The following is a 12,578-nucleotide window of genomic DNA, read 5'->3' on the forward strand; positions in this document are numbered from 1 at the left end:
ACGGGAGATTGAAGATTAGACCTGTCAGCGATGAGCAGAGAATAACAGGACCGCCCTGGGATTGGCATGATAGTATGGAATCAAAGGGAGATGGCAGACTTGGAATGGCTGATCCGCATGAAAGATGCATTGGATTATATGGAGAGCAAGATGACTGAGCCGCTGCGAATTGAGGATATTGCAAGGGTGGCTCATGTCTCTCCTTTTCACTTCCAGCGTATGTTCAGCATGCTGACAGGAGTTACGGTGGCAGACTACATCCGCAAACGCAGGTTGACCTTGGCAGCTCAGGAGCTGGCTATTTCACAAATCAGGGTGCTGGATGTGGCGTTGAAATACGGCTACGACTCGCCTGAGGCATTCGCCAAAGCATTCCGCAGGGCGCATGGGCTGACCCCATCCTCCGCGCGCGAGCCCGGGGTACAACTCAAAGCATTCCCCCGCCTCTCCTTCCATCTATCTTTGAAGGGAGATCAGGAAATGGACTACAAGATCGTGGAGAGATCAGCTTTTACTGTTATCGGTAAGTCTATGGAGGTTACTACAAGGGATGGAGAGAATTTCCGCAAAATCCCTGAATTCTGGAATCAATGCAATGCAGACGGTACTTCGGATAAGCTGATTCAGCTCGGCACCGAACCCAATTGGCTCGGGATCTGTATGAGTATGAACATGGAACAAGAACTGTTATCCTACTGGGTTGCAGTGGAGGGGAGCCCGGGAACTAACCCAGAGGGCTATGAGACTGCTGTCGTTCCGGCTGCAAGCTGGGCCGTATTCACATCAACTGGACCTATGCCCCATGCGATTCAACAGGTGTGGCAGCGGATTTTCCAGGAGTGGTTCCCGGGAACTGGCTATGAGCATACAGGTGGACCCGAATTTGAGCTATATCCGCCAGGAGATCCGAATGCAGAAGATTACGTATGTGAAGTGTGGATTCCGGTAATGAAGAAGTAACCGTCTATGTTGGAAGTTCAAGACCAGCCGCAGGTGCGGCTGGTCTTTTTGCCGGGACAGAAGTGAAACTATTATTTTCATTTTGAGAATTGGTGCGGGCTTGGTATAATTACAGATTATACGGCTTTTATACTATGAAAGATTGTCATCCGAGAATCGGTGAAGGAGAAATTCATGTCTATCGTAAAAATCTTTTCAGACAGCACATCTGATCTGCCTCAAGGCTGGAAGGAAACGTATGATATCGGTATCGTCCCGCTGTACGTGGTATTCGATGATGCTACTTACAAGGATGGGGTGGACATCACTCCTGAGGAAGTGTACCAACAGGTAGCAGCACGGGGTGCCCTTCCCAAGACAGCAGCACCCTCGCCTGCCGATTTCATAACTGCCTTCGAACCGGTGATCCGGGATGGGGCAGACATCGTCTATATCAGCCTTTCCTCTGCATTATCCTCTACATATCAGAATGCCCTGCTGGCTGCCGGAGAGTTCCCGGAAGGCCGGGTGCAGGTGGTTGATTCCGAAACGCTGTGCGGAGGCATAGCCCTCCTGGTTATGAAGGCCGCCCGTGCGGCAGCAAAGGGCGAAAGCGCCCTGGAGATTGCTGCTATGCTGAAAGCGTGCCGCAGCCGGGTAGAGACAGAATTTGTTGTAGATACGCTGGACTATCTGTATATGGGCGGGCGCTGCTCCGGTATGCAGAATTTGATCGGCAGCCTGCTTAAGATCCGGCCTGTGCTGCGCTTGATTGACGGTGCCATCGTACCAGTCAGCAGAGTCCGCGGCAAGAAGGAGAAAGCCGTCGAGCAGATGCTGCAGCATGTTCTGGACCACACTGGAGATATCGACAAGGAGCTTCTGATTGTCGCCCACACCCTTGCAGAAGAGGATGCCAAGTACTTGGAACAAGCACTCCGGGAGCAGACAGGAGTGGACGAAATCGCCTGCATCCACGCAGGCTGTGTAATCGGCAGCCACTGCGGCCCAGGAACAGTAGGCCTTATGTACATGCATTAATAGACTGTTGCGGGCTGGCAAGCGATCGTGCTCCAGCCTCAATAGAAATAGCTACAGTTCACTTAGACGAATCCATGGTCTACATTTTGTAGAGACATGGGTTTGTTTTTTCATTACAATCTCTACCCGCCTCTGCATGATTTACACTTTACGGGCTACTGCACACAAAAAAAGCAAGTCCCTGGTCATATCATTCACCCGAGACTTGCTGTATCATGCTGTAAAAGTCCTCCGGCTGTTCGGCACGCCAGGGTTAAATCAGAATGTCATATCCGCCTCTACCTCTTCTTTGACGAAAGGAAGCATGAAGCGGAAGGTTGAACCCCGGTCTTCTTCGCTCTCCACAAAGATCGTTCCGCCCATCAGCTCCACCAGCTGCTTACAGATCGCCAGCCCGAGACCCGTGCCTCCATATTTGCGGTTGATGAACGGATGCAGCTGGGAGAAGGATTGGAACAGCAGATTCTGCTTGCTCTCCGCAATCCCGACCCCAGTATCCCTTACGGAGAATTCCAGGAGATATTCGGAAGCCGGAAGCTGGATATTCTTCACAGATAAGGTAACGCTCCCCCGCTCCGTGAACTTCAGTGCATTGCCTACCAGATTCACAATAATCTGCCGCAAACGGCTGGGATCTGTTGTCACAATGGATGGCACGCTCGTATCCGCCCACCATCTCAGCGCGAGCTGTTTCTCTTCCGCTTTGGGGGTAAATAGATCAATGATGCTCTCAATCATTTCACGCAGATCAAATCTTTCCGATTGCAGCGGCATTTTACCAGCTTCCATCTTACTGAAGTCGAGGATATCATTCAGGATTTTGAGCAGATTGTAACTGCTGCTGCGCAAAATCTCGGCATAGGTATGCTGCTCCTCCGCAAGCTTTGTTTCCAGCAGCAGATCGGCCATCCCGATCATCCCGTTCATCGGGGTGCGGATCTCATGGCTCATCATCGCGAGAAAATCTGCCTTGGCCTGGGCCGCCTGCTCCGCCATTTCCTTGGCCCGGAGAATCTCACGTTCATTGGTAATATCACTGAAGGAACCCACCACACCGCATATGATTCCTTTATGCAGAAGCGGAGCGATCCGGTAGCTGACAAAGAAACTGGTTCCGTCCTTCCTCCAGAAAATCTCATCCGTCCTGCTGCGGGTAATGCCATCCTGCAGGGTCTGCCAGATCGGACATTCATTCTGCTGGTACCTCGACCCGTCCCCGCGGATGTGATGAATCTGATCTGCAAGACTCCGTCCAATCAGCTCGACAGGCGCATAACCCAGCATATCTGCCCCTTCCCGGTTAATAAAGAAAGTCCTGCCCTGCGTGTCCAGTCCAAAGATTCCTGCTGCAACAGAGTTGAGGATCAGGGCAAGATGCTTATCCTCAGACATCTCCAGTACCAGCTCCGCCTTCTGCTGTTCCTCCGCTGCAACGATTTCACTCTGCTTCTCTTCCAGCTCTGGTCTCCGGTCATCTGTCCAGACCATGGGAGGCTGATCTTGTCCGGCCAGCAGTCTTCTGAACCATTTCTGTAGCGGAAGTGGCAATCCGCAGCTGCGGTTATACCGGATAAAAGCGAAAATGCCTGCGATCCCTTCGGGAGTCTTCACCGGTACATAAGTAATTGCAACCGGGCTGTCTTCTGCATCCTCTGCTGTCTCCAACTCAAAACCGGAGCAGATCCCGCCTAGTGCTGCGGCAAAATGTTCTTCCCCAGGAAGCTGCGATATCACACCGGAGGAGTGCATGTGTATCTCAGCATTTGCATCAGCAGCATCATCCTCTAATGGACGGTTGCTGTCCACATACTGCCCCTGCCTGTCCAGCACAATAATCAGATCAGGATGATGATCATATAACATTTTATAGGCACTTTCTTCCGAAAGCACCCGGTTCAGAATGGATGTCCACTCTTTAGGCATAGCCCACCTCCTCCGCGCTTCAATCTTGCGTTAGTCTGTAAGAAGCTGCGGATAAACTATATATTACCAATCCAGACTGCGCTCAAGGCAGCAACTGCAATCAGCTATTCATGGATAGGGTCAAAAAATGCTGAAATATATACTATTATAGCAAAAAACCGCGATAAACCGCCATCTAAACATTGATGCAATACGGTTTTTAAGCAAAAAAAATTCCCTCCACCGGATGAGCAAGGATAGAAGTAACTCCTTGACATCAGAGGAAGGAACTGTGAACTAGGTTAGGCAATATCCTTCTGTTCTATATTACGGATTGACAGATAGGCGATGCTTGCACCAATGAGGGCCAGCGACAGAGAAACCCCTACCTGGTTGCCCAACCGGAATTCACCGAAGCCGGAGGAAAGCAGACTAACGAGCAGCACTGCTGTAACGATAGTGGCAGGTACAGACTTTTTACGCATCCCGATGAATAATGGAATTAAGCCAATACCTGCTGCATATACCGCATCCGCACTAATTTTGATCAGCTCAGACGGAATAATCTTGAGATCAAACGGGCCTTGAATCACGTGGGTGAAGGAGTTAATCCCTACCAGAATTACGTTTAGCAAAATATCTGAGACAAAAATACTGACGACTGTAAACAGGAACACGATGATGATTTTGGCAGTCATGAGCTTCTTGCGGGAAATGGGATACATGAACAATAGAGTAATGGTATTATTCTTATACTCATCGATCACCAGCTTACTCAGCACCACTGAAGCAAAAATGATAAAGGCTGCCTTCGTGAAGATATACACGCCCTCGAACATATCCGCATACGACTTGAATTCACCGCCGTTTTCACTCGTATCAATGTAGGTGACCAGAATCATGAAGGCAAGAATAGCCAGGTTGGTAATGATGACGCCCTTTAACATACCTAAGAGCTTGTTTTTGCGGATTTCCAGTTGAATCAGCTTAAGCAATGCCTTCACCCCCCATCAATTCCACAAAATGATCTTCCAGCGTATGACTCTTTTTGCTCAGACTTTCCAGCTCTACATCCGCTTCTGCCAGTGCCTTGTTCAGTTCCCGCTGCTGTACAGCATCGTAAATACGGATGGTCCGGGGATCCAGCACCTTGAAGTTGGTAAGGCCCAGCTTGTGCTCCAGAATATACACCGCTTTGCTGCTCTCTCCGGTAATCAGTTCAATGTACTGTGAATCCCGGCTGCGGATCGTATCCATCGCCACTTCCTCAAGCAGGAATCCTTCACGGATCACACCAATCGTATCGGCGACCTGTTCAATCTCCCCTAGAATATGGCTGGAGATCAGCAGCGTCATCCCATATTCCCGGCTCAGCATGCGGAACACCTCGCGCAGTTCCTTGATGCCCATGGGGTCCAGCCCGTTGATCGGCTCATCCAGAATGAGCAGCTCCGGCTTTGTCATCACCGCCCGGGCAATACCCAGCCGCTGCTTCATTCCCAGGGAGAACTGCTTGACCGGCTTTTTGTCCACACCCTTCAGTTTTACCAGTTCCAGCGCTTCTTCCATGGCCTTGGCGTCGTAGTATCCCATATACTCTCCATGCAGCTGGAGGTTTTCTCTGGCGGTCAGCTTATCATAGAACACCGGATATTCTATAATACAGCCCATGCGCTTCAGCATTTCATACGAGCGGTCTGTCATACTCTCACCGAAAAACTCAATGTTCCCTGCCGTCGGCTTTACCAGATTGGTAATCATCTTCATTACCGTGGTCTTGCCAGCGCCATTGGGTCCGAGGAACCCGTAGATTTCACCTTGCTTGATGCTCATATTCACGCCGTTAACAACCTCTTTGCCTTGATACTCCTTGGTTAAATCCCAGGTTCGCAATATGGTAGTCATATCCGTTATCTCCTTTTGGCTCTTCGTTTGTCTTCCTGGTTCTTATTGTACACAGCGGAATTTTCTTTTTTATTACCTGAATCTTACGAAAATCTTAAGCTGCTGTAATCCAGGTATAACCGCCAGACCAGGATAGCTATTAGAAGGTCAGCCTGCGAAAAGAGAGCGTGAATGCTGTCCGCACAAAAGGTTTGCTGCGCAGCGTAATGCTGCCGTTCATCTGTTCCGTCAACCGTTTGGTGATGGTCAGCCCCAGACCGCTCCCCTGATAATCCCGGTTACGGGAATCCTCCAGCGTGTAGAGCCGCTCGAAGACTTTATCCTGATGCCCTTCGGTAATGCCCTTCCCCCGGTCCCATACCTCGATGCACACCTGATCCCCGTCGCTGTATAGCCGAAGTCCAAGTACCCCGCCGGCATCCCCGTATTGGATGGCATTGGACAGCAGATTAGATAACACCCGATCCAGCGCCTCTCCGTTGCCCATGATGTACATCGCCTCATCCGGAATCTCGATCTCCACTTCACTGCCCTTGGCACTCAGAATATCGTAGAAGGAAAGAATGTTACGCCGGCAGACCTCCCCCAGCTCCACCCGCGACAGGGTGATCTCCTTATCCCCCGACTCCAGCTTGGCCAGATCAAAGAAGCTGTTCATCAGCCGGATGACCTCTTCTGCCTTGCCGTGAATCGTCCGCAGAATATGATCCCGCTCTTCTTCTGTCATCGCGGAATCATGAAGAATCGTTTCAATATAGCCGAGCACTACGGTCAGCGGAGTCTTCAGATCATGAGACATGTTCGCCAGCATGCTGCGCATGGACTTCTCCAGCCTGGCCAGTTCCACTGCACCCTTGTGGTTGACGTCCAGCAGCCGGTTCAGATCGGTAAGCAGCTTCTGCAGATGGAGATCGCTGTTGAACAGTAGTAGCCTTTCGTGCGAGCCCCTGTCCATAATCCCATCAAGCTTCGTATGGATATAATCAAGCTGGCGGGAACGCTCCCGCAGACGCAGGTACTGCCAGAGGATCACAATTAGAAGCAGCAAAATAGCCACACTGAGCAATACTATCATTCCAGCACATCCCCCAGCTTATAGCCGATGCCCCATAATGTTTTGATGTATTCCGGCTTGGATGGATCATCTTCAATCTTTTCACGCAATCTGCGCATATGTACATTAATGACATTCTCGTCCCCGTAATAATCGTCTTCCCAGACACTGCTATAGATCTGCGCTTTGGTGTATACCCGGCCGGGGCTGCTTACGAACATTTTTAGAATCTGAAATTCCTTGGCGGTCAGCTTGACCTCCTCACCGTTCTTCAGGGCCGAGAAATTATCAAGATCTACGGTTAGTCCGCGCAGCGATATCCGGTTTGACTTCTCCTCCACCGGAGGAGTTGTCAGGCCGGAACTTCCTGCAGCAGCATAACCGGCCCTCCGGATCGCAGCCTTCACCCGCGCCGCCAGCTCGATCATCGAGAACGGCTTCGTAATATAGTCATCCGCGCCGAAGCCAAGGCCCAGCGCCTTATCGACATCACTGTCCTTCGCGGACATGATCAGCACAGGCACCAGACTGTCGCGGCGGATCGTCTGCAGCACATCACTACCGCTCCGCTTGGGAAGCATCAGATCCAGCAGCACCAGATCATACACGCCGCCGCGATGAAACAGCTTCTCCGCAGCCTCCCCGTCAAACGCCGTCTCCACTTCATACCCCTCTTTTACCAAATACGAGCGAACCATTTCACTTATCGCTTCGTCGTCCTCTATCAGCAGCACGCGCTGTGGCATGTCCGAACCTCCCTGTAATTGACAATAGGCTGGTTAAAGTGGTAAAAACCAAAATCAGCAGTTTCACTCTCGAAATTAGAACCGCTACGGGTTCGGAGGGTTCTTACGATCGCTTTTAAAGCCCAACTTCCTGACTGTACAATGATTATAGGTTGAAATTGATCTTTAAAGGCGAACACTTCCGTTTCTCCAGAATCCCTCCGACCCTCCGCTCTGTTCACACATACAGCCAACCGTCGATTTATAGCTTGAGTCCTTAAAGGTTATCAGTCTTTGCTATGCAGTTCTATCACTGAATTGTCTTATTCGTACCCGCCTTCGGCCCACTTAACAGCCTCGCTTTCTTCAATCCTATCTATAATGAACTGAGCCACACGGGTCATGCTCTGGCCGTCCTTGCTCGTATCGCATTCACTCCAGGCATATTGACGCTCTGCGCCATTCACTTGGACCATCAGTTCATAGCTTTCATAAGGCTTCCTATTACATTCTGTGGAAAGCTGCTTGTCTTCCAGGATATTACGGAGTACCAGCTCGCGAAAAATGCTCTGTAGGTCCTTGTCCGGCAGCTTATAATCCTCAGTAACGCGCACCGTACCGTTCCGCAGGACTTGGACCAGCTTCTGCTCTACAGTATTGATCTCATTCTTGCGGTTCACCCCATATTTCAACATGAACTCGAACCGGTCCTGCTTCGCCATATCATATTCGACCGATAGCAGTTGGCGCTCGGATGGCTCAACATTGCAGCCTGTTAGTGTATATTTCAGCAGAGTATCATTCTCCACCCGCTCCAGCTTCGCGCAGGAAACTGTACGCACCTCAGGACTTCCAAAGGCATCTTCCGTTGTATCGATTGTGTATTCCAGTCTTCCTTCCTTGTACTCCAACACCGTAAATATCGGATCACCCTCTATGGTATGCTGCACCACCCGCTGTACACCGCTCCTCCGTCCGATAAAAGCATCCAGCTTGTCCAGATTCTCCGTGCCTAAGCTATTACGGTTGATTACATCCTCCTGCTCGTTCAGCTTGTGGCTGATCTTCGGGAGGGCTGCCGTATCTTTATTCCAAGGCAGCAGAGAGCAGCCTGTAAATGCAACCAGCGTCAGCAAGACGGTTAGAACCATCAGCAATAGTCTCATAGCGTGGCTATGGATCGCCTCGTGTAGACCCGGCCATTTTGAAGAACGGTGTGGACTCATCGCATGAAGCCTCCTTTTCAGGGCGGACGGAATTTAGCATTTGTTAAAGTATACCATTGTTAAAAATCATCCGGCCATTTCTATTTCAGTTTCACTAAAGGTAGCCCAGGTAAGATGACCTTAACAACTTACTTGATGAGGTGATCCTTCAATGAACAACCCCCAAAGAAAACAAGCCTGGAGCTTTAAACGCAAACTGCTGATCGTGATGATTGTAGTCCTCCTGGGTCTCGGTACAGTGATATATAGTCTCGCAGACCAGTACCTGATCGAGCATGTCGAGGTCGTCGTAGCAGATGATACAACCACAACCGCAGCGGGTTCCGGCACAACAGCAACTACTGCCGCAGCCGAGGTTCACGCAACTTCAGACGACTGGAGTTATTCCAGCGACGATGTCCAGATCCAGATCGACCAGGTTCAGACCGGGTCCGGCTCGGACCAAATCACCTATTTTGTCGCAGATGTAGTCCTTAAGAATGCCAGCAGCCTGCGCTCAGCTTTTGCCGACAATAGCTTCGGTACGAACATCACCGAGGATACTTCGGAGATTGCCTCCAGCAACCATGCGATTTTTGCCATCAACGGCGATTACTATGGCTTCCGCGACAACGGGGTGATTATCCGCAACGGTACGGTCTACCGGGATGATCCGGTGCGGGATGCGATGGCGCTGTTCGATGACGGTACGATGCAGACTTACAACGAAGAGGAGGTATCTTCGTCCGACCTGCTGGCACAAGGGGCTACCAACACGCTGTCCTTTGGACCGATTCTGATCCAGGACGGCAAGATCGTCAGTGACTTCAGCAATGTCAAAATCGATACCAACTTCGGCAACCGCTCGATCCAAAATGCAAATCCCCGGACCGCCATTGGCATGATTGCACCGAACCATTATGTATTCGTTGTGGTGGACGGACGCAGTGAAGGCTACAGCCGCGGAATGACGCTTACGGAACTTGCCAGTCTCATGTCGGATCTTGGAGCTACGGAAGCTTACAATCTGGACGGCGGGGGTTCATCCACCATGTATTTTAATGGACGGGTCGTCAATAATCCGCAGGGCAAGAATCAGGAACGCGGCGTCAGCGACATTCTGTATATCACAGAGGGGGCAGCATCATGACTATACTCATTCCGGCCTATGAACCTGATGAACGTCTGCTTCATTTAATTGAACAGCTCCGCGATTACCAGCTTGGACCGATTATCCTTGTGGATGATGGCAGCGGCCCGGATTACCGTGGGATCTTCAACATTGCTGAAACGCTCGGCTGTACGGTTCTGACCCATCCGATCAATTTCGGCAAAGGCCTCGCTCTGAAGACAGGGTTCCGCTATATCCAGGAGGCTGGACTACCGGGTTACGTGGTCTGTGCAGACAGCGACGGGCAGCATCTGCCCCACGATATCAAACGGATCGGCGAAGTGCTCCAGAATCAGACTAACCCTGGAATTGTACTAGGCAGCCGCCGTTTCAGCGGGACCATTCCCCTGCGCAGCCGCTTCGGCAACTCGGTAACACGCGGGATCTTTTCCCTCACGACTGGCACCAAAATATATGATACCCAAACCGGTCTGCGTGGCTTCTCCCACCAGATGCTGGACTGGCTGTGCCGGATTCCCGGCGAACGGTTCGAATATGAAATGAACATGCTGCTGACTGCCCACAAAGAGGGTTATACGATTACCGAGGAATTCATCGAAACCGTCTACCTGGATGATAATCAATCATCCCATTTCCGGCCACTGGTGGACTCCTTCCGGATATATCTGCCGATTCTGCTGTTCAGTACCTCTTCGCTGGTATCTGCTCTGATCGACTTCACCCTGCTGTTCCTGTTCCAGCGTCTCAGCAACAATCTGTTCCTGTCAGTTGCCGCCGCAAGATTGTGCAGCTCCATCTTCAACTATTCCATGAACCGGAAATACGTGTTCTCCAGCGGCAGAACCTCCAAGCTTCAGAAGTCGCTGCCCAAATACTTTGCACTGGTGATCCTTGTATTACTGTTCAATTACGGGCTGCTCTATATTTACAACGAAAAGCTGATCATTCCGCTGGTCGCCGCCAAGGTGCTGACCGAGGTCTCGATCTTCCTGTTCAGCTTCTGGGCGCAGCGTAGGTTTGTGTATTGAGGGGTGAAAATTAAAAGACTCCAATAGGGGACGGTCGTGACTGCGGTGAATGTTTGGACTTCCGGCCGCTGTTGTCTCCAGATTTCTTTATTTATACTGCTTGTAGCAGTTGAAATCTGGAGACAAAGGCGGACGCGTTCGCTCCTCCAGTTCCAAACTTCCCCTCCGTCACTACTCCCTTTTTGCTGGTTCAGTTCAAGTTCACACCCGTTGCAGGAGTCTCACCTTGCTCACTCAGCAATAGTAAAAAGCTTTTCACAAACGATATGGGATCGTTTGTGGAGAGCTTCCTTTATTTGCAGTGTTTCACCTAACGTCATACACTTATCTCTCCTCCCATATACATAAAAAGAACCGTTCCGGTCGTCGCCGCACATCTGCGGCTTGGCCTGAATATAATGCAGTCTTAAGCCCAAGCTGGAGGGGGAGATGGATTCATGCCCGGAGATAAGATTCAAGCGCTGGAACGGGCGATTGCCGAGATTACGGAGATTGCTTCCGGGTTTGGGCTGGATTTTTACCCGATGCGTTATGAGATATGCCCGGCTGATATTATCTATACGTTCGGTGCCTATGGGATGCCTACCCGATTCGGGCACTGGAGCTTCGGGAAGACGTTTCATAAGATGAAATCACAGTATGATTTTGGCCTCAGCAAAATCTATGAGCTTGTCATTAACTCCAATCCCTGCTACGCGTTCCTGCTGGACGGTAACTCGCTGGTCCAGAATAAGCTGATCGTGGCGCATGTGCTCGCCCACTGCGATTTCTTCAAGAACAACATGCGTTTCTCCATGTCGAACCGGGACATGGTCGAGAGTATGTCAGCCACGGCGGACCGGATCGCCGATTATTCGGTCACTTACGGCATGGATGCTGTAGAGAGCTTCATCGATTCCGTGCTGGCCGTCCAGGAGCATATCGACCCCAGCCTGATTCAGCCCCGCAAGCTGGGCAAGACCCATCTGCTCGAAGCCAAGATGAAGGAACGCAAGGATACGCCTCCCGGAACTCCCGGCCCGGCGAATCCCTATGATGAGCTGTGGGATCTGGAGAACGGCAAGGCTGTCGGTCCGGAACCGGAAACCGCCGGGAAACGCAAGTTCCCGCCCGAGCCGGAGAAGGATATCGTCTGGTTCATCCAGCAGTATTCGACCGCTCTGGAAGACTGGCAGCGCGACATCATGACGATGCTGCATGACGAGATGCTCTATTTCTGGCCGCAGATGGAGACTAAGATCATGAACGAAGGCTGGGCTTCGTATCTCCAAGGTGCTTACGCAAAAAGGCTCTCCATGAACGATATACATCGTTTTGGAGAGCCTTTTAATGGCCAATAATCTGATACAATAAAAGGACAAGCCTAATTGGAGGTGCCAGCCATGCAATGGGAAGAAGTTCGGAAGATTTATCCCAATCAATACGTTAAGCTGCAAATCCTTGCGTCACATACCGAAGGTAATACCAAGTTTGTTGATGAAGTCGCACTCATTCGTGCCATTCAAGACCCGAAAGAAGCGACAAAAGAATTGCTGCCGTCTAAGGATGGCGTGATTGTATCCCACACCGCAAACGATGAGTTGAAGGTTGAGATTCGTTCGCTTCTTGGATTACGGGGAGTCGTGCAGCATGAAAATTGAATATGTT

Annotated in this window: 11 protein-coding genes and 1 pseudogene; 6 read left to right on the forward strand and 6 right to left on the reverse strand. The window is 50.8% G+C overall.

The genetic code is table 11. The annotated features are described in order from the left end of the window. The first annotated feature begins 99 nt into the window (after positions 1-99). Positions 100-960: an AraC family transcriptional regulator gene (locus tag AC0MA3_RS08175; protein ID WP_474655804.1), complete on the forward strand. Its 861-nt coding sequence runs from the start codon at positions 100-102 to the stop codon at positions 958-960. 174 nt (positions 961-1,134) lie between these two features. Beyond that, complete coding sequence (locus AC0MA3_RS08180; protein WP_379160661.1) at positions 1,135-1,980, forward strand: DegV family protein; 846 nt, start codon at positions 1,135-1,137, stop codon at positions 1,978-1,980. Between the two features lie 258 nt (positions 1,981-2,238). On the opposite strand, the gene AC0MA3_RS08185 is transcribed toward AC0MA3_RS08180, so the two are convergent. The 6 genes from AC0MA3_RS08185 to AC0MA3_RS08210 form a co-directional block, all read right to left on the reverse strand. Next, entirely contained in the window at positions 2,239-3,903 is a 1,665-nt protein-coding gene (locus AC0MA3_RS08185; RefSeq protein ID WP_474655805.1) for a PAS domain-containing sensor histidine kinase, read from the reverse strand. Between the two features lie 281 nt (positions 3,904-4,184). Next, the gene (locus AC0MA3_RS08190) at positions 4,185-4,877 is read right to left on the reverse strand and encodes an ABC transporter permease (RefSeq protein ID WP_474655806.1); all 693 of its coding nucleotides are present in this window, start codon (positions 4,875-4,877) and stop codon (positions 4,185-4,187) included. Beyond that, positions 4,870-5,787 (reverse strand): ABC transporter ATP-binding protein, encoded by a 918-nt coding sequence (locus AC0MA3_RS08195; RefSeq protein WP_379160652.1) that lies wholly within the window; start codon positions 5,785-5,787, stop codon positions 4,870-4,872. The genes AC0MA3_RS08190 and AC0MA3_RS08195 overlap by 8 nt, the downstream gene beginning before the upstream one ends. A gap of 139 nt (positions 5,788-5,926) precedes the next feature. After that, a complete protein-coding gene (locus tag AC0MA3_RS08200) occupies positions 5,927-6,862 on the reverse strand; it encodes a sensor histidine kinase (RefSeq protein ID WP_474655807.1) in 936 nt (311 codons plus the stop codon). Next, positions 6,859-7,587, reverse strand: a complete 729-nt coding sequence (locus AC0MA3_RS08205) for a response regulator transcription factor (RefSeq protein ID WP_474655808.1) — start codon at positions 7,585-7,587, stop codon at positions 6,859-6,861. The genes AC0MA3_RS08200 and AC0MA3_RS08205 overlap by 4 nt, the downstream gene beginning before the upstream one ends. A gap of 302 nt (positions 7,588-7,889) precedes the next feature. After that, complete coding sequence (locus AC0MA3_RS08210) at positions 7,890-8,792, reverse strand: DUF4362 domain-containing protein (protein WP_474655809.1); 903 nt, start codon at positions 8,790-8,792, stop codon at positions 7,890-7,892. A gap of 151 nt (positions 8,793-8,943) precedes the next feature. On the opposite strand from AC0MA3_RS08210, the gene AC0MA3_RS08215 reads away from it, so the two are divergent. The 4 genes and pseudogenes from AC0MA3_RS08215 (at position 8,944) to AC0MA3_RS08230 (ending at position 12,571) form a co-directional block, all read left to right on the forward strand. Further along, positions 8,944-9,921 (forward strand): phosphodiester glycosidase family protein, encoded by a 978-nt coding sequence (locus tag AC0MA3_RS08215; protein ID WP_474655810.1) that lies wholly within the window; start codon positions 8,944-8,946, stop codon positions 9,919-9,921. Beyond that, positions 9,918-10,931, forward strand: coding sequence for a GtrA family protein (locus AC0MA3_RS08220; RefSeq protein WP_474655811.1), 1,014 nt, complete (start codon positions 9,918-9,920; stop codon positions 10,929-10,931). Before AC0MA3_RS08215 ends, AC0MA3_RS08220 begins: the two co-directional genes overlap by 4 nt. 437 nt (positions 10,932-11,368) lie before the next feature. After that, positions 11,369-12,229, forward strand: a pseudogene (locus AC0MA3_RS08225) (SpoVR family protein); the annotation flags it as partial. 84 nt (positions 12,230-12,313) lie between these two features. Beyond that, positions 12,314-12,571, forward strand: a complete 258-nt coding sequence (locus tag AC0MA3_RS08230) for a hypothetical protein (protein ID WP_474655812.1) — start codon at positions 12,314-12,316, stop codon at positions 12,569-12,571. The last annotated feature ends 7 nt before the right edge of the window (positions 12,572-12,578 follow it).

The organism is Paenibacillus sp. LS-5 (assembly GCF_056121505.1).

Coding starts and splice junctions, on each gene's coding strand:
- AC0MA3_RS08185 (WP_474655805.1), bottom strand. CDS start 3,903: ATGCCTAAAGAGTGGACATCCATTCTGAACCGGGTGCTTTCGGAAGAA.
- AC0MA3_RS08180 (WP_379160661.1), top strand. CDS start 1,135: ATGTCTATCGTAAAAATCTTTTCAGACAGCACATCTGATCTGCCTCAA.
- AC0MA3_RS08200 (WP_474655807.1), bottom strand. CDS start 6,862: ATGATAGTATTGCTCAGTGTGGCTATTTTGCTGCTTCTAATTGTGATC.
- AC0MA3_RS08195 (WP_379160652.1), bottom strand. CDS start 5,787: ATGACTACCATATTGCGAACCTGGGATTTAACCAAGGAGTATCAAGGC.
- AC0MA3_RS08215 (WP_474655810.1), top strand. CDS start 8,944: ATGAACAACCCCCAAAGAAAACAAGCCTGGAGCTTTAAACGCAAACTG.
- AC0MA3_RS08205 (WP_474655808.1), bottom strand. CDS start 7,587: ATGCCACAGCGCGTGCTGCTGATAGAGGACGACGAAGCGATAAGTGAA.
- AC0MA3_RS08220 (WP_474655811.1), top strand. CDS start 9,918: ATGACTATACTCATTCCGGCCTATGAACCTGATGAACGTCTGCTTCAT.
- AC0MA3_RS08210 (WP_474655809.1), bottom strand. CDS start 8,792: ATGAGTCCACACCGTTCTTCAAAATGGCCGGGTCTACACGAGGCGATC.
- AC0MA3_RS08230 (WP_474655812.1), top strand. CDS start 12,314: ATGCAATGGGAAGAAGTTCGGAAGATTTATCCCAATCAATACGTTAAG.